We start from the raw sequence: 19,848 nt of genomic DNA, 5'->3' as shown, positions 1-19,848 counted from the left end.
TCATCTTAGCATGAATCCTGTTCGAGTCACGATGTCCGCTGTTCGCTCATAGCGGACCTTCAAATCAGTTAGTTTGTCCGCTCTGTGCCAGGAGCGGACATTAAAATCAAAACCGATGGCAAGCTCACCGAGCATGACATTATGCTTGCGCTGCTTTGTAACGTGCTTCCAGCTTATCCAAAAAGCCAAAAAGTACTTGATTCATTTCACTGTAATCGTGCGCCCGGAGCGCGTCAGGCGTGTCAACGAAACGATATTCTGCTGCACGGCTCAGGTCTTTCTCAGAATGAGCGATCAGCCGTTCTACAACGTCCAATGTGAGCTCCATGTGGCACTGGAAACCAAAGACGCGGTCTGAATAGGCAACGATCTGCCGCGGACAGCCTTCGCTGTAAGCAATAATTTTGGCCCCCGGCGTCAAACCTGGCATATCGTTATGCCAGTGACCCACTGCCAGTGTTTTCCCAAATTGAGAGAACATCTCATCCTTCCTGCCGTCTTCGGTCAATGTGATCGGGAATTTACCAATCTCTTTTTCCGGGCTATGAGAGAAGGGCGCGCCCAGCGCTTCACCGATTAGCTGTGAACCCAGGCAGATACCGATCACCGCCTTACCGGTTTTAACCGCGGAAGCAATCAGCGCCTGTTCCGCTTTAGCATTAAAGTGCGGGCATGCTTCAAGCGTGGTGTTCGGATCTTGCGGACCGCCCATAACGATAAGAAAATCGATGCCTTCGGCGTCAGCAGGTAGCCGATCGCCTGCATAGACGCGTGAGTAAGTTACATCATGACCCTGGTTTATTGCCCAGGTTTCATAGGCGCCCGGGGCTTCAAAACTTTCATGTACGATAAAGTGTACACGCATGAGGTTAAGCTCCTGTAATATTTTTGATGATCAGAATGATAAGTCACGCACCCATTGCCTAAGGCTCTACTCCGGGTGGTTCCAGTTTCGATATGATAATGGCAGGGGCTAAATCTGAAATGCCAGGTAGTATAGATAAAGCGCCAAGACATGATGAAGCCACAGGCTGGTCCAGTACTGCGATAAGCTATCAACGCGGCGAGGTAGATCCTCCCCATCATCATGTTGAGGGGCAGCTACTCTTCGCCACCAGAGGGGTTATGTTGGTGCAAACAGAGAGTGACCGTTGGGTGATCCCTCCTCAGCGTGCATTATGGCTACCGCCTTTGCATATCCATAGTTACCATCTGCTTTCACAAACCGATCTCAGGGCGATCTATTTCAGCAGTAGCCTTATTGCAGAATGTACGAGCTTTACGAAGAGTCAGCAGGTACATGTGATCACGGCTACGCCGTTAGTCAAAGAACTTATCGCTGGGCTGTTCAGTGAGGACTACGCCAGACCGAGTCAACGGAAGATAGCTTTGTTGCTTCTGGAAATTCTCAGCGAGGCTCCACCTTTAACGATGGCGCTTCCCATGCCGAATGATGAGCGATTATTCAGCGCGGCCAGATCGCTCCTGGTCAATCAGCGCTGGGAAGCATCGCTGAGCGAGCTGGCTTTTATGTCGGCCATGTCGGAACGGACCTTTTCCCGATTGTTTATGAAGGATACAGGCTTTAGTTTTAGAACATGGAAGCAGAGAGCCAGAATTTGCGCTTCGTTGGATCTTCTCGCGAACGGCGTTCCAATCAAACAGGTCGCTTACCAGCTTGGTTTCTCATGCCCGGCGGCATTTACCGCTGCTTTTCGCTGCATTCTGGGGTCAACGCCACGCGATTTTGTGCCTTAAACCGGGAAACCCTCAAAGCGGTCTTTGAGACTGTCATGGGCATATTACCAGACGCAGAAACGCTGCGAGGGTAGGGGTATCCCGCCTTTGCTGTTGAGAAAGGTAGTTTAATTTGCACCCGACACACTCTCATTGATTAAAGCACGGAGTGGAGATTACTGCGGCCCACAGTTCTGATAAACCGTGAAAGAGAAGGCCTGCGTAAAGAAAAAAGGTGTCGCGATGCGTGATGAAATTACCTTATGACAGACCTTGCGGTGATTTACGGCACCGGGTGGATTCCGGACGCTGTGAGCCGACTCATTGCTACGAAGCCTGATTCTGCTGTACCTCAGGCCATATGATAGCCTGCACAACAATCACATACCGCCCATTAATGCGTCCAGGGGAGTACTCCCGGGCCCTGGACGTCCCCTGTGTGCCAGGAGCGGAAGTAGGCTGAAGATAAATTAGCATTGCTGTTAGTCGTGGGTTCTGCAGATGGGTAGAAATTGATAACTTAGGATGCAAGTTCGTCCCGCTCTTTCTGCAGTTTTCATCGAGGGTATATTCTCCGGAATAATTGTGCCCATATACAAAGATAGTTCCGAATCGGAATGAGTTAATAATCGGTACAGCAGGCGTTGCGCTCGGGCCGACAATGATCGACCACGAAAAGCAGGAAGTATTACTTTGTCAGTAATACGATATCCTCTCAGAAAAGCGAGGTTTCCTTTCTGGCATATTAGCAACCCGGCGCGAACATCGTTTTCATAGATAATATATACTTCTCTCTCAGAAATATGGTCACACAACTCTTCGTCATCAACTGCTACCAAATTGCTTGCAGACAGTTCGCGAACTGTCTGCCATGTATGCTTATAGGCATCGCCCAGAGCCTGACAACACCAGTCAAAATCTTCGTATGTCGCCACTTGCAAAGTAAGAGATTTATCATTGAATTCAGGGGGTTCAGAAAAAGACGTGGCATATATATACTGGTCGGGAATACCCTGCGGGAAGGACTGGCCTGGCACAAGAATGCGGACATACTGAGCTCTGAGTTGTGACCATTCCTTACTAATGAGTTCTAATGCAGTATGATTTAGGTCAGAATCCATACCTACAATATCAATAAAAGGTTTGTTAATATTTCCGCCCTGATAACGGGGGCCAGTAAGAAATTGCTTTCCATCAATTTTGAGTTTTCGTTGTAAAAAATATTCCTGACATAATCCAGTTTCTCTCCAGGGAAATCGCGCCGAGAAACTTCTGTCTGTACACCTCGATTCCTGCTCTGACAACCATTGTTTTAACCATGAACGTAGAGTAACTTCAGGCACAGGTAGCCTGGCATATTGAGATAGCATGTAAGATAGCATAAAAATATTTTGCCCTTGGATGTAAAAATGTTTTTTTAAACAAATCAGAATAGTTCTACTCTCATTTTATTACCAATTATAGCTGGCACGTCCGCTCCTTGCTCAATGCGGACCTTTAGCTCGACAGCTTGTCCGCTCCGCGCCAGAAGCGAACAGTGTTATCAGTGGTCAGTGATAAAACGTCAACCCGTTGACCTTGTCTCACAGCACTTCAACCACTTCAAATTCTTCTGCGATCAACTCCATATCTTCAGAAAAATGACCTTCGCAGCTGAAAAATCTCTGATGCTCTCTCTTCCAGTATTCAAGGCTTAAATCGCCTTCACCTTCTTTGCGGGCGAACGCTTCTGTGACATCACAAAAACGAACCAGCTGCATCGAAATCAGTCTGATCACGCAAACTGGAACATTCTGGCCATCAAGAATAATGTGATAACTCCCTATCCTCGGAGCAGATTCTTCCTGCTGGTAAGAGGCAAAAGATCCGCAAGAGGCCGTTTTGATCCCTTTTTTGATCAGTTCCGCAAGCTCGTTAGCCAGCTCCGGACTGTCACCCATTTGCCAGGCGTCTGCGCCGGGATACTTCTTTTTTATTTCCTCAACCATGAAAATCCCTTCGTTATCGTCAATGAAAAGAAATGGCATGCCTTTTTTAACAAGAGCGGTCCCAACATTATCAGCGATATCTTTCTTTAGATAGTGTGGTCCGTTCTTCGCTCAAAACAGACCTTAAGGGCATTTAACGCGTTTGCTCTGTGCCAGAAACGTAAGTTAACTTCAAGACGAGCCATAAAGTCGCCTGTCTTATTCAGACTGCCAGTAAAGCGGTGAACCGAACGCGTCCAGGTAGTAATCGATAATCGCCCGCACGTTCAGCGGAGGGTGGCGGGCATTCGGATAGATTGCCGCGATGTGCTGTGGCTCCGTTTTTATGGATGTATCCAGTTCCGGCAGCAGTCCGACCAGCTCGCCGCTCTTCAGCCGGTCTCCAATCAGCCAGTCAGGAAACAGCACAATCCCCATCCCCCCGAGTGCGGCAATCAGCAGGGTTTCCGCATTATTCGATGACATCAGGGGCGAGACGGGGTAGTGCACCCATTCCTCTCCGCGCCTGCGCAGCAGCCATTGGTTTGGTCCTGATGAACCGCGATAGACCAGGCATTTATGCCGCGCGAGCTCTTCGGGTGATCCCAGCATGCCGTGCCGGCGGATATAATCCGGTGACGCGGCAAGATGATAGAACTGCTGGCCAAACACGCGCGCATGAAAGGCGGAATCCGTCAGCACGCCAATCCGGAAAATCACGTCAGCCGGCTCCCGGTGCGGATCGATGTAATCATCCGTCAGCGTAAGCTCAATACTAAGCTTCGGGTATCGCTCCGTCAGGCCGGGTAACGCGGGTGCGACATGGCGCTGTCCAAAGAACACCGGTGCGTTTATGCGGACCATTCCGGAAGGCTCAAGCGTTCTCTCATTGAGTTCCCGCCGCGCCTCCTCCATGCTGCCCGTCATCGCACGCGCATAGCGGATAAAAAGATGGCCGCTTTCCGTCGGAATTATAGCCCGGGTATTGCGGTAAAAAAGCTGCTGCCCGAGCACATCCTCCATCTGATGGATGACGCGTGATACCTGAGAGGCCGATATCCCTTCCCGCCGGGCCACCACAGAGAAATTCTGCGTTTCATAAACGTCTATAAAAATCAGCAGGGCGCGAATACTGATGTTCCCAAGGCCATTCATTAATGCATATCCTGCACAGGTGTTTATCTCATTATGGCATTTTTCTCATCCATGTTAAGTCGTAATCTTCTCCGCCTGGACTTTGGGAGACAGATTGCTATGCAACTAATATTGATTTTTATCGTCATTGCCGGAGGCATGGGACTGTCCATAGAGGCAGGATTGCTCGGGCCACTGGGTGGGGAGGTCGGTGACCTCTGGGCTACCTTCAGCATATTTGGCGTGGGCGCGGCGCTGACCTTCCTGCTGATGCTTTTTTTCAGCCCGCGTAACAGCCCGTCATTCTTTGCGCAACCAGCGTGGCAGCTACTTGGCGGCGTGCTTGGGCCGATTTACGTCATCATCCTGACCGTGGTAACGCCGGCAATCGGCATCGCCATGACTATGATCGGCATCCTGGCAGGCCAGGTGTTCAAGAGCCTGATTATTGATCACTTCGGTCTGCTCGGTACGTCGCGCCGGAAAATTGACAGTAAGCGTATCATTGCGCTGATTTTCATCATTGCAGCGCTGGTTATGGTTGCACAGGGGTAAAGTAACATTATGACTATTATCATGATTCTGCTCGCCGTCGCCGGTGGCGCCATGCTGAGTATCCAGGCGGCTATCAATGGCCAGCTGGGCAGCAAGGTCGGCGTATTTAAAAGCGCGTTCCTGACATTTTCTGTCGGCGCCCTGGTGACGGGGCTGCTGATCTTCTTCTTCGAACCCAAACACCCCCTGACGTTGATGGACGTGCCTAAATGGCAGCTGCTGGGCGCGATGTTTGGCGTACCGTATATCGTCATTATGGTACTGGCCGTCCAGCGTATTGGCGCGGCAGTGGCTACGGTCGCTGTCATTTTTGGCCAGTTAACCATGAGCATGCTGATCGATAACTTCGGCTGGCTGGGCAATGCGTCGATTCCATTCTCGATGAGCCGAATCGGCGCCATTGTCTGCCTGGGTATCGCGCTGTTCTTCATTTACTCCAGCAGTAAGTCAAAAGCCGCAACGGCGAAAACTCCCCGGCAGCAGGAAAACGCTAACACATAAGCCCGGCCAGTTCAGGTGTTCTCTCTGAAGAGTGCCAGAAATATCCTGACACTCTTCAGGTGTTACACAGCGATGCCATGGGCATATTACAGGGACAGAAACCCGGTGTGGGTAGAGTTTATCCCGCTTTTGCTGTTGAGAAACGTCGTTTAATTTGCATCCGGCAACGGTTGAAATTTGTAAGACATGTCACATTTTAAAAAAAATTCAAAGTAAGCTATTGTAAAACCCTCCTACAAAATATTTAAATACACGGGCAGAACGACAGGCGTGTAACTGGTAAAACAGGCAAGACCTGAGATGAGCGATGAATTTAGACCTATTCATTGCTCATCTCAGGTCTTTTTTTTTGCTTCTGGGGTGGCAAATGGATTCCAAAAAAACAGCGCAGAAAATACGTAAATTGAACAGCGGGGCAAGCAATTTTGAACATATTGAACATGGTTCTACCCGACGACAGCTTAGCTTAAATGAAGAAAAATGCTGCTCCGGATAATCCAAATAGCGTCAAGCTTACTTTTATCGGGCAGGGCAGTCATTTGGGTTCATTTGTAAAAACAGAACTGTTGTGACGAGATAAGACAAGAGAAGTCTCCGTTCACGTTGCGAATCGGCACAGTTAAAGGAGTGACAACAAGCAAATAATTTTTTTGAAAACAATTTTTCATTTCATAATTCAATATTAATGTTAAGCATCGATCCATTTCGCTGGAGTCAAATAGCTATGAAATGATCAGGCTAAATAGGCTTGCTTACTATATATATTTCTACCCTGGGAAGGTGAGATATGATTTTATTTTAATATGCGCTTTACCCCTGTAATCTACATGAGAATATTTAAAATATGAACAAGACTATTCTATTTTGCCTTATCTCTGCCATGTTCAGCAATGCTTATGGACAGAGTTTAACAGTGGAAGAGAGACTGGCTTTGCTTGAAAAACAACTCCAGGAAAACACTGCAGAATTAAAAAGCACAAAAGCAGAATTAACCAGGTATAAGCAAGCTGATAAAACAAACAGAAACCCGGTCAGCTCTGCAGATGAAAAAATTCAACCAACAACAAATTCTGCCACTTCAACTGTTGCAGTAGCATCGAGTAATAGCAACAAAACAGGAAATAGTGCCACAACTAAAGTTAATAATGATCTTACATTGAAAGATATTAGTGACTTTGTTAAAAACGATATTGGGTTTTCGTACAATGGCTATTTCCGTTCTGGTTGGGGAACGGCTAATCATGGATCGCCAAAAGAATATGCTATTGGATCACTTGGCCGTTTCGGCAATGAATATACCTCATGGTTCGATCTTCAACTCAAGCAGAAAGTGTACGACCAGGATGGTAAAACTGCACATGCTGTCGTTATGCTGGATGGCAATGTGGGTGAGCAATACAACAATGCAGTCTTTGTTAAAGATACAGAGAGTAACTTACAATTTTCTGATATCTATCTCACGACGAAGGGATTTCTTAATTTTGCCCCTGAAGCTGATTTTTGGGTAGGTAAACACTATCTGCCTAAGTATGAGATACAGATGCTTGACTGGAAAAGCGTCAGAACAGAAAGCGGAGCAGGGCTCGGTATAGAAAACTGGAAAATGGGTCCAGGCAAATTTAACGTTGCTGTAGTGCGTCAGGACCTGAACGCGCGTGCTCTTGATTATGATACATCAGGAAATTCATTACAGATCAATACGAATGCGCTTGATATACGTTATCGTGAAATTCCATTATGGGATAAGGCAACATTAGAACTTGATGGGCGCTATAACATGGCAAACAAATCAGACGTCGTGAAGTCAGGGGAGGCTGATGGTCAGTATTATCATGTAAAAGATGCCTGGCTGGTAGGTGCGATTTTAAGGCAGAAGTTTGACGCAGGGGGTTATGACGAATTAACCCTGCAAGCTGCCAATAATTCTATCGCCAGTTCTTTTGCAAAAATTTCAGGAGCAAACCCAACATTTGGGAGTGGTGATAACTATTATGGAAATCACACAAATGGCAAGGCATTCAGAATCATTTCTCAAGGGGAATTTTACCCCGCGGAAAACACTATTGTTGCACACGCACTAGTATATTCAAATGGTAATGATATATTTAGCTATGATACTGGTGCTCATACAGATTTTGAAAGTTATCGAAGTGTCATCCGTCCCGCTTATATCTGGGATAAATTCAACCAGACCGGGGTAGAACTCGGATGGTTTAGACAGGATAACAAAACTCAAGAGCAGACATATAGTGAATCCGGTTACAAAACAACATTGTATCATGCGCTCAAAGTTAATACATCAATCCTAACCTCAAGACCAGAAATTCGGTTCTATACAACGTATATCCGGGCAAACCAAAACGAGATATCGAATTATACATTCAACGATAATAAAAAAGATCAATTATCTATTGGCGCTCAGGCTGAGGTGTGGTGGTAACTATCGGTTAATATAAAGGAAATATAATACAGGGAGAAAATACTCCTGGGAGGGTTTTTATATCGTGGTCATTTACGAGGATTATTATGTGATAACTGTCACATTTTGACGAAAGATGGGTTAATTTTATTGCCTGTAACTATGTATATAGTATATTGTTGGCAAATATGTAGTACAGGCGTGTAACTGGTAATGCAGGCAAGACCTGAAATTCTCCCCCTCATTTGGGGTGAGAATTTCAGGTCTTTTTTTTGCTCATGAGGCAACTTATGGATCATCTAAATACTGGGCGTACAATTCTCAAATTAGTCGGCGGAGCAGGCAACATCGAACACATTGAACATTGCTCAACCAGATTACGCTTAAGCTTGTATGACAATGCTAAAGTTGAAGTGTCTGACCTCAAAAAATTACCTGAAGTAATGGGTGTCGTGACAAATGTGCAGTGTCAGATAGTCATTGGCAAAGACGTTGTTAAAGTGTTTGATGCGATTAGATCTTTAATGGCTAATGATGCTGACGCGAAACAGAAACCAGTAACAAAGAAAAAATGGAATGCATGGTTGATTGATTTTGTTATCAGTATCTTTCAACCACTCATACCTGCAATTGCAGGTGGCGGCGTGCTGAAATCCATTTTAATTATTTTGAATATGGCTGGATGGCTGACTAAAGACAGTTCGACATATCAAATTTTGGACTGCATCGGAACCGCGCCTATTTATTTTTTACCCTTACTTATCGCCATCACTACTGCGAATAAGCTTAAAGTTAATCCATTAGTTGCATTGACTGCTGTCTCAGTCTTGTTGTTGCCCACATTTACTACCCTGGCAAAACAAGGTGCAACGTTAATGACTTTCGATATTACGAACGTCTCCTACGCAGCGCAGGTGTTTCCCGCAATTCTTTGTGTTATTTTTTATGCACAAACGGAATCTCTTTTTAATCGTTATACGCCTAATGCATTACGTGGTTTCTTATCGCCCATGTTATCGCTGGTTACGACGGTCCCCGTCACATTGCTTATCCTTGGGCCATTAGGTTTTGAAATGGGGTCTCTGTTAACGCATCTGATCCTTTGGATGCATGGCAAATTTGGATTCATCGCAACAGGCTTACTTGCTGGCGGACTGCCATTTATTGTAGCGGCCGGTATGCATAAACCTTTCCTCCCTTATGCCATAATGTCAATGGGGCAAACAGGTAAAGAATCATTGTATAACCCAGCTTCCTTAGCTCACAATATCGCTGAAGCAGGAGCCTGCCTTGCCGTTTCGCTAAAAAGCAAAGATAAAATGTTTAAAGGGACTGCTCTTTCCTCTGGAATATCAGCGCTGTTTGGCATTACTGAACCTGCACTTTACGGGATTACTTTACTGCATAGGCCAGTACTGATCTCCGTGATGCTGGGGGCAATGGTCGGTGGCTCCTTCATGGGATTTATGATGGTCTCAGCTTATGCAATTGTAGCGCCGAGCCTTGCCAGTATCTCAATTTTTGCGTCACCGGATAATCCAACCAGTTTGATATATGCAATCATCGGCGCACTTGTTTCATTCTGCCTGGCATTTTTATCAACATTATTCTTCTGGAAAGAAAAAACAGCAACGCCCCATCCAGAGGAGGACATGCCCAAATTTGAGAAGACTGAAGTCACTGCTAATCCAGTCTTAATGAATGACTTTACCTTTACCAGTCCGGTTGAAGGGAAAGTCATCCCCCTGACAGAGGTCAACGACGATGTATTTTCTTCAAAAATCATGGGTGATGGTATCGCTATCGTTCCAACTGTGGGAGCACTCTATGCACCTGCCGATGGCGTTATTGAGCATGTGTTCGAAAGTGGCCATGCAGCCAGCATGATGACTACCCATGGAGTAGAGGTTATCTTTCATATAGGAATTGATACGATACAAATGAACGGTCAAGGCTTTCACCCGAAAATTACAGATGGCCAACACGTTAAAGCGGGTGAACTATTAATCGAATTTGATATTGATGAAATAACTAAAGCGGGTTATGACCCAGTTGTAATAATGGTTATTACCAATAGCGATCGTTTTATGATGAAGCCGTCGAACGATCATACCAATACACTCCAGCAGTTTAATATTTTTTCATTAAAAGAGGCTTGATATTATGTCGACATCTATTCTTCCCAAGAATTTTTTATGGGGTGCAGCCATTGCAGCCAATCAGGCAGAGGGTGCATGGAACGTTGACGGCAAAGGGCCTTCTGTTGCAGATGCAGTTGCCTATAAGGCGCATCTGAGCACGAGCGATTATGCCGGCCATATGGCCGTATCTGATCAAAACGTGAGTGATGCGCTTGAGGGGAAGAATGATCAAAATTACCCTAAACGCAGAGGCATAGATTTTTATCATCGTTACAAAGAAGACTTAGCGCTTTTTGCCGAAATGGGTATAAAAGTCCTGCGCGTATCAATCGCATGGTCACGAATCTTCCCTACAGGTGAAGATGAGCAACCGAATGAAAAAGGATTACAGTTCTATGAAAATATGTTCACTGAAATGCGCAGACTTGGCATTGAACCATTGGTTACGCTCTCACATTATGAAATGCCATTAGCATTGAGTGAGAAATATAATGGCTGGGTCCACCGAAATGTTGTTGATGCGTTTGTACGCTATTCAAATGTGTGCTTTGACCGTTACAAGAATTTGGTACGTTACTGGTTGACATTCAACGAAATTGATAGCATTCATCGGCATCCTTTTACGACAGCGGGTGTCCGCGAAGAGAAAAGTCTACCGGGAGAAAGCACGCAGGATATTTATCAGGCGTTGCATCATCAGTTTGTTGCTTCGGCCTTAGCGACAAGAGACTGCCATGAAAAGATACCTGGCAGCCAGGTCGGATGTATGCTTACTAAGTTAACAACGTACCCACTGACCTGTCATCCTGCTGACGTGGAAGCCACTCTGAAAAAAAATCTCGAAAACTATTTTTATTCAGATGTTCAGATTAAAGGCGAATATCCACCATTAATTAAGCGGGACCTGGAGCTGCGGAATATCAAGATAAAAATGCAGCCGGATGATTTGGAAACGTTACGTCGCTATACTGTAGATTTCCTTTCATTCAGTTATTATATGTCCATCACGGAATCTGTTCAGTCCGATGCAGAGCGCACGGCAGGAAATACTATCATGGGTGTAAAAAACCCTCATCTACCGGCTTCTGAATGGGGATGGCAAATAGATCCTGTAGGGCTTAAAATTTAGCTACTGGAGCTTTACGATCGATATCAAATCCCTTTATTTATTGTTGAAAACGGGTTTGGGGCAAAAGATACAGTGGTTGATGGGAAGATTCATGACGATTACCGTATTAATTATTTCCGTGCGCATTTTGAGCAGATGATTGAAGCTGTCAAAGAAGGTGTCGATTTAATAGGGTATACGAGTTGGGGAACAATTGATATTATTAGTGCTGGCACGTCGCAAATGACCAAACGCTATGGTTTTATTTATGTAGATCAAGATGACGAGGGGAACGGTTCTTTGAATCGGTTACGCAAAGACTCCTTCTATTGGTATCGCAAGGTTATAGCGACGAACGGGACTGATTTAAGTTAATCATTGCTACCGCGGGAACTGAGATGAAAGTTAAAAAGTCCTTAAATAACAGCATGCTGCTTGCTGAGAATGACGGAAAAGAGATGATACTCTTTGGCAAAGGTATCGGTTTTAACACCAAGCAGGGACAATTATCGACTTGCAAAGTGTCGAACAGGTCTTTATGCCTTTGGATACCCTCAAGTCGCGACATTATCTGTCACTAACGGACACAATTCCCGCGGATTTCTTTGAGATCACTCATGAAATTGTTAAGATGGCTCAAGCTCATTACAGCGAAAAGCTTAATTCAGTTTTACTATTCACCCTCGCGGAACACTTGCATTTTGCTGTTGAACGCTGTAAGACAAATACGAACATTGCGAATAAACTGACCTGGGAAATAAAGCGTTACTATCAGAAAGAGTATAGCATTGGCGAGCTGGCAAGAGATTTGGTATCAGCTAAGTTTGCGGTGAGTCTTCCTGATGACGAGGCTGTACACATTGCTTTTCATATTATCAATGCAACTTTTCAATTTGATGAGACTAACGCACATAAGCAAGTAGAGTTAGTTAACAGAATTGCTGAAATTGTTCGTTATAAACTCAATCAAAATATTGATGTGAATTCAATTCACTATGCCAGATTTATTACGCATTTAAGATATTTCGCTGAAAGGGTATTAAATAATAGCCTTGCAACAGAAGAAACTGACGACTTCTATAATGAGTTAATTCGTTTCCATCCAAAAGCGATGGTGGTTGCTGAGGTGATTCGTGACTTTATAAAAAGCAATTACGCCATTGCTATTCCTAATGATGAACTTACCTGGTTAGGTATACATATCAGTAAACTCAGTAAATATTCAAAGTGAAATTTTAGTTTGGGAACAGGAGACAGGTCAGAGATTGATGCCATGGCGATAAGATGATTCACTCTGGAGCGCTCATCTTCGTTTACGTAGCGCATTAAGCAGCGCCTGTGTGGCATCAGAAGACGTTCCGGATGGCGAACAAACCAGTCCAAACTCACGATGAATAGCCGGCGTCACTGGCACCACGCACAGGTTGCGTAAGGTCTCCGGCAGGGCGGATTCCGGTACCAGCGCGACGCCCATCTCTTCGCCGACCAGTTTACAGGCGCTTATCCAGTCGCGAACCGTCACGCGGATATCAGAGAGTTGCAACCCGGCCTTTTCCATCAAGCTTTTGCCATTCACGACACAGCCGCCCGTCGCCAGAACAAAGGGCTGGTCCGCCAGCGCCTTTAGCGTTATGCCATCAGCTTTCGCATGCTGTGCCAACCGATGGCTGGCGGGCAGGACCGCGACCCATGCATCCTGTCCTAGTACCACCTCTGCACGTCCGGGAACGGGATTCATGACCACCCCAAGTTCAACGGTGTCTGCGGCAAGCCACGCTTCGACTTCTTCGTCAGAGCCTTCCAGCACAACAACGTCAATACCCGGATGCAGGCGCTTAACGTCGCGCAGCAGGCCGGGCAACAAGGTAGACGTCACGGAGGGAAAACTGGCCAGCCGAATGCGCCCGCGGGTGACGTTCCGGCCCCGATCAGCCAGTTCGCGGATAACGTTCAGCTGCGAAAGCATGTTTCTGGCATGTTCCACCACCTGCTCACCCAGGGCGGTAATCCCGATGTATCGTCGCTCACGGGTAAATACCGGAAAGCCCAGAGAAGCCTCCAGCTGGGCAATGGCCTGGCTGGCGCCGGACTGGGTCATGCCTATCTCCTCGGCAGCACGTGAGATATTGCCGGCATCCGCCACGGCTACCAGCAGGCGCCAGTGTAAAAGATTCATCATGATTATCAGTAGCTCAGCTAATAGTTCTTTTCTATATCATTAATTTTACAGTGCGATCGGCGTTAAATACAGTGTGCTGAGGATCGTGCAGGACGTTGTCCGACGGCTTTACACATTAACGGAGACGAGATGAAACTTTATTACGCGCCAGATACCTGTTCATTATCACCGCACATCGTGCTGCGCGAGCTGAACCTTGAATTTGAACTGGTGAGAGTCAACAACAGAAGCAAGATCACCGCTGATGGTCGCGACTTCCTCACCATTAACCCGAAAGGGTATGTTGCTGCGCTTGAGCTGGATGATGGGCAGATCCTCACCGAAGGGCCGGCGATGGTGCAGTACCTCGCCGATCGTAAACCCGAATACGGCCTGGCGCCACGCGCGGGCAGTTGGGAAAGGGTGCGCCTGCAGGAATGGCTTAACTTTATCACCAGTGAAATACACGCGGGTTCGGCGCCGCTGTTTAACTCCGCGCTGGCGGAAGATGTCAAAACGATTTTTCGAGACAAGCTATTCCGACGCTTCGATTTTCTGCAGACGACGCTCAGCGAAAAAACCTATCTGACTGGGCCGTCCTTTAGCGTGGCGGATGCCTACCTCTTCACGGTGCTGGGATGGTGCAAATTCTTCGCGATCCCTCTGGATCGCTGGCCAGCGCTATCGTCGTACATGGAAATAATAAATGCCCGTCCTGCTGTACAGGCGGCATTACGGGCTGAAGCGTCTCAACAGGGCAGGTAGAAGGCGACATGCGTAGAGAAGGCCGCACAAGAGAGGCGGCCTTCGGTGTCAGACTGCCAGTTCAGGCATCTGCGCCATCACAAACGCGAAAACTTTTTCCGCGTCGAGTGAGGCATAGGGCAGACTTTCAATCACCGCAATAGAACGAGCGTCGCCAACAATCCCTCTTATCTCCGCGACCTTATACTGAATATGCGGCGCAACGAGAAATCCGTCGAAAGCGGGCGCCACGCTGGCAAAATTTTCCAGGCCCACTGCGCTGACAATGAGAGGATGGCCCTTTTTTTCCGCCAGTAACTGTATCTTTTTGGCGAGAGAATTGGCGGTGTTGCCAAACAAACAACATATCAGAAGCTTTTTCATGGTTTTACCTCCTGAGAATTAGTCACAGGATATGACTCGCCATGCGCATAAAATGAGCGCCACCTCATAATTGCGTGAAGAATTCATCATGATGTTGCTGACCTTTCTGGCAAAGATGACCGATAGCGAAGATCTTGATAAAGGTCACTGCCGCGCCGTGGCGGCGCTTCGTCGTCTGCTGTGCCAGAAGAGGGAGATCAGTGACTGAGTAGGGTGTCCGGGTGGAAATTCCCCGCCGGCCAGTGCCGGCGGGGGGAGTTGACGATTATTCCCAGCGTTTCAGCAGCAGGCTGGCGTTAACGCCGCCAAAGCCAAAACCGTTTGACAGCGCATAACGCATTTTCTGCGGGCGGGCCTGCAGCGCCACCAGATTGAGACCTGCCGCCTCTTCATCGGGGTGATGCAGGTTCAGCGTCGGCGGCACCACCTGATCGCGCAGGGCCTGAATGGTGAAGATGGCCTCGATCCCGCCGGCCGCGCCTAACAGATGGCCGGTGGCGGATTTCGTCGAGGTAATGGCGACCGGATGGGCGCCAAACAGCGTTTTAATCGCCGCCAGCTCACCTTTATCACCTACCTGCGTTGAGGTGGCGTGGGCGTTGATATGGTCAATCTCGTCGACGGTCACCCCGGCCTGGCGAATAGCGGTCTCCATGGCCCGACGTGCGCCGTTCCCGTCTTCCGGGCCAGCGGTCAGGTGATAAGCATCTGCGCTGGTGCCGTAGCCCACCAGCTCGGCCAGCGGCGTGGCGCCGCGCGCCAGCGCGTGCTCCAGAGATTCGATCACGATAAGCCCGGCGCCTTCTCCCATCACAAAACCATCGCGGTCACGGTCAAAGGGGCGGGAAGCGGCTTCCGGCTGGTCGCTGGAGGCGCTGGACAGCGCCCTTGCTGCGGCAAACCCGGCCAGGCTAACGCGATGAATCGCCGCTTCCGCGCCGCCGCAGAGGGCGATATCCGCCTCGCCGCTGCGGATCATCCGCGCCGCATCGCCAATGGCCTGGGCGCCAGCCGCGCAGGCGGTGACCGGCGCGCCGATGGGCCCCCGGAAACCGTGGGCGATAGACACATGCCCGGCGGCCAGGTTGGCCAGAAAAGAGGGGATGGTGAACGGCGAGAGGCGACGCGGCCCGCGTTCATCGGTGGTATGTACCGCATTGGCGATCTCGCTGAACCCGCCGATCCCGGTGGCGATCACCGTGGCGGTGCGTTCCTGTTCGGCCTCGGATGCTGGCGACCAACCGGCCTGGGCCAGCGCTTCGCGGGCGGCGACCAGCGCAAACTCAATAAAGCGATCCATCTTTTTGCGCTCTTTCGCCGGGATGGTCGCCAGCGGGTCGAAGCCGTGCAGCGGATCGCTGTCAATGGACGGCACCTGGCCGGCCACTTTGCAGGGAATATCCGCGACCAGCTGCTCGCTGAGCCGGGTGATCCCTGACTTTCCTGCCAGCAGCGACTGCCAGACGTGCTGTACGCCGCAACCCAGCGGGCTGACAATCCCCATCCCGGTGACGACAATGCGTTTAACGGAAACGCCCATAGTTAACTCTCCTGTAGTATTAGTGTGCCGGCGGCTTTTTCATCAAGGGAACCAGCAGCGCGGCAAGCAAAAAACCCATCATGATGAGGTAGAAAGCATCGGAAAATGCCTGGGTTCGCGCCTCCCGCAGCGCCAGCGCGGAAAGATTTTTCAGCGCCGCCGTCTGCGCGGCATCCGGCGAGATCCCCTGGACGGTGAAGTTTGCCGCGCTGCGCTGAACAAAATCGCTCATTGCCAGGTTGGCGTTATTCAGATGGTCCGCCAGGCGGCTGTAGTGCAAATTGGTTCTGTCGTTAAGCACCGTGCCGCACAGGGCGATGCCGATGGCGCCCCCGAGGTTGCGCATCAGATTAAACAGCCCGGAGGCCAGCTTCAGGCGCGCGGGCGGCAGGCTGCCCAGCGTCAGGGTCACCGTTGGCGCGACGGCAAACTGCTGCGCCAGTCCGCGAAAGGCCTGCGGGAGCAGCAGCTGATCCGCCCCCCAGTCGTGGGTGATCGGAACAAAGCTGTACATCGACACCGCAAAGCCGATCAGCCCGGTCATCAGCAGCCAGCGCAGGTCGACGCGGTTGGCGAGCCACGAATAAAACGGAATAGACATGACCTGGAACAGGCCGGTGGAAAATACCGCCAGGCCGATCTCCAGCGCGCTGAAACCGCGCACGCTCCCCAGATACAGCGGGGTTAAATAGATGGTGGCGAAGATGCCGACGCCGGCCATAAACGAGAAATAGCAGCCGAGGCTGAAGGTTCGATCCTGCAGGGCACGGAGATCCATCACCGGCTGCGGATGGCGCAGGGTGCGGATAACAAAGGCCACGCCGCAGAGCAGGGCGACCCAGGCGGTGGTCGTCAGGGTCGCGTCATCAAACCAGCCCCAGCGCGGACCTTCTTCGAGGGTATATTCCAGGCAGCCGAGGGACAAGGCCAGCAGCAGAATACTGAGATAGTCGGCGCCGCGCAGCAGCGAGGGGGCGGCGCTGTCTACTTTCACCAGCAGCGGCACTGCCACCGCGATGTAAATCCCCGGAACCACGTTGATAAAGAACAGCCAGTGCCAGTTGTAGTTTTCGGTGATCCAGCCGCCCACCGTTGGACCCAGCGTAGGGGCGAGGGAGGCCAGGCCGCCGATCGTCGCCGCGGCAATAACCCGCTGTTTGCCCTGGAAAAAGGCGAAAGCGGTGGTGAACACCAGGGGGATCATCGACCCGCCCGCCAGTCCCTGCAGGGCGCGGAAGGCGATCATACTCTGGATGTTCCACGCCCAGCCGCACAGCAGGCTCATCAGCGTGAAGCCCGCCGCAGAAGCGGCAAACAGCCAGCGGGTCGACATGACCCGGGCCAGCCAGCCGGAAAGCGGAATAATAATGATCTCGGCGATCAGGTAGCTGGTTTGTACCCAGACGGTTTCATCGTCGCCCGCCGACAGGCCGCCGCCAATATCCCGCAGCGAGGCGGAGACGATCTGGATGTCGATAAGGGCAATAAACATCCCCACGCACATGCTGGCGAAGGCGAAGATCTTCTTCGCCGTCGGCATCGACAGACCCTGCGGGGCGGACAGCGCCTGAACGGTGCTCATCGAGGGCTCTTTTCGTTCACGGTGACGATCACCGACAGTCCCGGGCGCAGGACGTCAAGCTTTGCCCCGTCACCTTCCAGCGCAATGCGGACCGGCACCCGCTGCACGATTTTAGTGAAATTCCCGGTCGCGTTCTCCGCCGGCAGAATGCTGAAGCGTGAGCCGGTCGCCGGCGCCAGGCTGGCGACATGCCCCTTAAAGGTATGGTTCGGCAGCACATCGGCGACGATGGTCACCGGCTGGCCGGCACGCATATGCGCCAGCTGGTTTTCCTTGAAGTTGGCGTCAATCCACAGGCCGTGCGCGGGTACCAGGGAGAGCAGCTGCGTACCGCTGCTGACGAAGGAGCCGGACCACGCGCGGCGGTTGCCAATCACCCCATCGAACGGCGCGCGAATGTCGGTATAGCTGAGGTTCAGCCTGGCCATCTCGAGGTTAGCCTGGGCCTGCGCCAGGGCAGCCAGAGTTTGCTGCTGGCGAGCATCCAGCACCGCCAGCTGACGTTCGGCCACGGTTTTATCCGCTTTGGCTTTCTCCTGCTCGGCATGCGCCCGGCGATAATCGGCGGAGGCGTTATCGCGGATCTGTGCGGAAATCGCGCTCGACGCGGCCAGGGCGTTATAGCGTCGGTTGTCGTTAGCCAGTTTTTCGGTTGCCGCCGTGGCGGCCAGTAACGAGGCCGCAGAGCCGGCAATCGTTGCCTGCTGTAGCTGGCGGGTGGCCAGGATATCGGCCAGCGCGGCCTGCTGCGCCGCCACTTCTCCGGCGGCTTTTGCGAGGGCGGCGCGATAATCGCGGTCGTCAATGCGGATCAACAGGTCGCCTTTTTTCACCGCCATATTGTCCTGCACCGCCAGCTGCTGGATATAGCCGGAGACTTTGCTGGAGATGGCGCTAATGTCGCCACCAACATAGGCATCATCGGTGGTCTGCATAAAGCGCCCGGTATGCCACCAGTAAGCGCCGTAGCTCGCTGCCGCCAGGGCGGCGACGCCGAGTGCCGCCAGGACGAGGATGCTTTTCTTACTGGCCGGATTCATTGCTGGCCTCTCTGTAAGGTTCAGGCTGGAATTTTTGCCCGCTATCGCCTTCGCGTTTGCGCAGCAGATATTCATGACGATATTTCATCAGCGGCGAGGCGGCGGGGCCCGGCACCATGGCGTATTTACCCGGAATAATCTCTTCCCCGGTCGCTTTATCCACCATGACTGGCTCCACCCGTCGCTGGGTGGCGGTTTCCACCAGCTGCATCTGACGGCCTTCGGGGGCGAAGTGGCGGTTACCCCACTCCGCCAGCGCCAGCAGCACCATGCGAAAATCGCGGCCGCGTTGCGTAAGGTGGTATTCGTAGCGCGGCGGGGTGCTGCTGTAGCACACCTTCTCCAGCAGCCCGTCGTCGACCAGCGCCTTCAGGCGGCGCGACAGAATATTGGGCGCGACGTTGCTGCTTTTCTGGAACTCGTCAAAGCGGGTAAAGCCCGCGAAGGCGTCACGCAGGATCATGATGCTCCAGCTGTCGCCGATGCGGCCAAGGCTGCGGGCAATGGGGCAGGGAGCGTGGCAAAGCGGTTCATTTTTCATGGGCTGTCCAGTAACCAGGTGGCTTTTGCCAGCAAATTGACATAGTCACTATCAAAATGCAAGTTACTATTCACGGTACCCAGGGGAGAAGCCGCTCCCGTTTCGCTACGTCGTTTCTCCTTTGAATGCCGAAAAGAGGGACAGTCGCCGCCACCTTATTCCTGCTTTGCCGTAATAAGAGATAAAAATCGCTGATGGCGGATGAAACATTTTAATAATGATAGAAATCGATGTGGTGGGTAATGACCTTTATTAAGGGATGCGATATAAAGTACGGCGAAATGCAAATTAACATTC

Annotated in this window: 16 protein-coding genes and 3 pseudogenes; 8 read left to right on the top strand and 11 right to left on the bottom strand. The window is 50.3% G+C overall.

All coding sequences use genetic code 11. The features are described 5' to 3' along the window. Positions 1 to 139: 139 nt before the first annotated feature. Positions 140 to 865, bottom strand: coding sequence for a type 1 glutamine amidotransferase (locus tag AS136_RS16750; RefSeq protein ID WP_063266866.1), 726 nt, complete (start codon positions 863 to 865; stop codon positions 140 to 142). 119 nt (positions 866 to 984) lie between these two features. On the opposite strand from AS136_RS16750, the gene AS136_RS16745 reads away from it, so the two are divergent. After that, on the top strand, positions 985 to 1,758 hold the full coding sequence (locus AS136_RS16745) for an AraC family transcriptional regulator (protein ID WP_003026049.1): 774 nt from the start codon (positions 985 to 987) through the stop codon (positions 1,756 to 1,758). Positions 1,759 to 2,219: 461 nt separating this feature from the next. Here AS136_RS16745 and AS136_RS26980 read toward each other — a convergent pair whose 3' ends face one another. The 3 genes from AS136_RS26980 to AS136_RS16730 form a co-directional block, all read right to left on the bottom strand. Beyond that, positions 2,220 to 3,119: a hypothetical protein gene (locus tag AS136_RS26980; protein WP_071889734.1), complete on the bottom strand. Its 900-nt coding sequence runs from the start codon at positions 3,117 to 3,119 to the stop codon at positions 2,220 to 2,222. Positions 3,120 to 3,320: 201 nt separating this feature from the next. After that, positions 3,321 to 3,677, bottom strand: a complete 357-nt coding sequence (locus AS136_RS16735; protein ID WP_148665832.1) for an ASCH domain-containing protein — start codon at positions 3,675 to 3,677, stop codon at positions 3,321 to 3,323. A 246-nt stretch (positions 3,678 to 3,923) separates the two neighbouring features. Next, positions 3,924 to 4,859: a LysR family transcriptional regulator gene (locus AS136_RS16730; protein ID WP_022065950.1), complete on the bottom strand. Its 936-nt coding sequence runs from the start codon at positions 4,857 to 4,859 to the stop codon at positions 3,924 to 3,926. 99 nt (positions 4,860 to 4,958) lie between these two features. On the opposite strand from AS136_RS16730, the gene AS136_RS16725 reads away from it, so the two are divergent. The 6 genes and pseudogenes from AS136_RS16725 to AS136_RS16700 all read left to right on the top strand — a co-directional run bounded on the left by AS136_RS16725 (position 4,959) and on the right by AS136_RS16700 (position 12,793). Beyond that, positions 4,959 to 5,393 (top strand): DMT family transporter, encoded by a 435-nt coding sequence (locus AS136_RS16725; RefSeq protein WP_004151877.1) that lies wholly within the window; start codon positions 4,959 to 4,961, stop codon positions 5,391 to 5,393. 9 nt (positions 5,394 to 5,402) lie between these two features. Continuing rightward, positions 5,403 to 5,894: a DMT family transporter gene (locus AS136_RS16720; RefSeq protein WP_063266865.1), complete on the top strand. Its 492-nt coding sequence runs from the start codon at positions 5,403 to 5,405 to the stop codon at positions 5,892 to 5,894. A gap of 844 nt (positions 5,895 to 6,738) precedes the next feature. After that, positions 6,739 to 8,334 (top strand): carbohydrate porin, encoded by a 1,596-nt coding sequence (locus AS136_RS16715; RefSeq protein WP_063266864.1) that lies wholly within the window; start codon positions 6,739 to 6,741, stop codon positions 8,332 to 8,334. 269 nt (positions 8,335 to 8,603) lie between these two features. Continuing rightward, positions 8,604 to 10,472 (top strand): beta-glucoside-specific PTS transporter subunit IIABC, encoded by a 1,869-nt coding sequence (locus AS136_RS16710; RefSeq protein WP_023322655.1) that lies wholly within the window; start codon positions 8,604 to 8,606, stop codon positions 10,470 to 10,472. A 4-nt stretch (positions 10,473 to 10,476) separates the two neighbouring features. Then, positions 10,477 to 11,937, top strand: a pseudogene (locus AS136_RS16705) (glycoside hydrolase family 1 protein). Between the two features lie 23 nt (positions 11,938 to 11,960). After that, a pseudogene (locus AS136_RS16700) lies at positions 11,961 to 12,793 on the top strand (PRD domain-containing protein). Between the two features lie 72 nt (positions 12,794 to 12,865). Here AS136_RS16700 and AS136_RS16695 read toward each other — a convergent pair. After that, positions 12,866 to 13,741, bottom strand: a complete 876-nt coding sequence (locus tag AS136_RS16695) for a LysR family transcriptional regulator (RefSeq protein ID WP_012968172.1) — start codon at positions 13,739 to 13,741, stop codon at positions 12,866 to 12,868. A 129-nt stretch (positions 13,742 to 13,870) separates the two neighbouring features. Here AS136_RS16695 and gstA point away from each other — a divergent pair, with 129 nt between their 5' ends. Further along, a complete protein-coding gene (gene gstA / locus AS136_RS16690; RefSeq protein ID WP_008804819.1) occupies positions 13,871 to 14,485 on the top strand; it encodes a glutathione transferase GstA in 615 nt (204 codons plus the stop codon). 48 nt (positions 14,486 to 14,533) lie between these two features. Here the strand turns inward: gstA and AS136_RS16685 are convergent, their stop codons facing one another. From AS136_RS16685 to AS136_RS28730, 6 genes and pseudogenes are all read right to left on the bottom strand, one after another. Beyond that, positions 14,534 to 14,848, bottom strand: coding sequence for a PTS sugar transporter subunit IIB (locus AS136_RS16685; RefSeq protein WP_012968173.1), 315 nt, complete (start codon positions 14,846 to 14,848; stop codon positions 14,534 to 14,536). A 265-nt stretch (positions 14,849 to 15,113) separates the two neighbouring features. Then, positions 15,114 to 16,388 (bottom strand): beta-ketoacyl-ACP synthase II, encoded by a 1,275-nt coding sequence (gene fabF / locus AS136_RS16680; RefSeq protein WP_008804821.1) that lies wholly within the window; start codon positions 16,386 to 16,388, stop codon positions 15,114 to 15,116. 19 nt (positions 16,389 to 16,407) lie between these two features. Beyond that, positions 16,408 to 17,970: a DHA2 family efflux MFS transporter permease subunit gene (locus AS136_RS16675; protein ID WP_063266863.1), complete on the bottom strand. Its 1,563-nt coding sequence runs from the start codon at positions 17,968 to 17,970 to the stop codon at positions 16,408 to 16,410. Further along, positions 17,967 to 19,010, bottom strand: a complete 1,044-nt coding sequence (locus tag AS136_RS16670) for an HlyD family secretion protein (protein WP_023322651.1) — start codon at positions 19,008 to 19,010, stop codon at positions 17,967 to 17,969. The genes AS136_RS16675 and AS136_RS16670 overlap by 4 nt, the downstream gene beginning before the upstream one ends. Next, positions 18,994 to 19,551, bottom strand: coding sequence for a winged helix-turn-helix transcriptional regulator (locus AS136_RS16665; protein WP_012968176.1), 558 nt, complete (start codon positions 19,549 to 19,551; stop codon positions 18,994 to 18,996). The genes AS136_RS16670 and AS136_RS16665 overlap by 17 nt, the downstream gene beginning before the upstream one ends. Continuing rightward, positions 19,548 to 19,667 (bottom strand): annotated as a pseudogene (locus AS136_RS28730) (hypothetical protein); the annotation flags it as partial. The pseudogene AS136_RS28730 and the gene AS136_RS16665, both read right to left, overlap by 4 nt. Positions 19,668 to 19,848 lie beyond the last annotated feature (181 nt).

Source organism: Klebsiella sp. D5A (assembly GCF_001620885.1).
GTDB lineage: Bacteria > Pseudomonadota > Gammaproteobacteria > Enterobacterales > Enterobacteriaceae > Klebsiella > Klebsiella variicola.
This window is presented reverse-complemented; position numbering and strand designations above follow the sequence as displayed.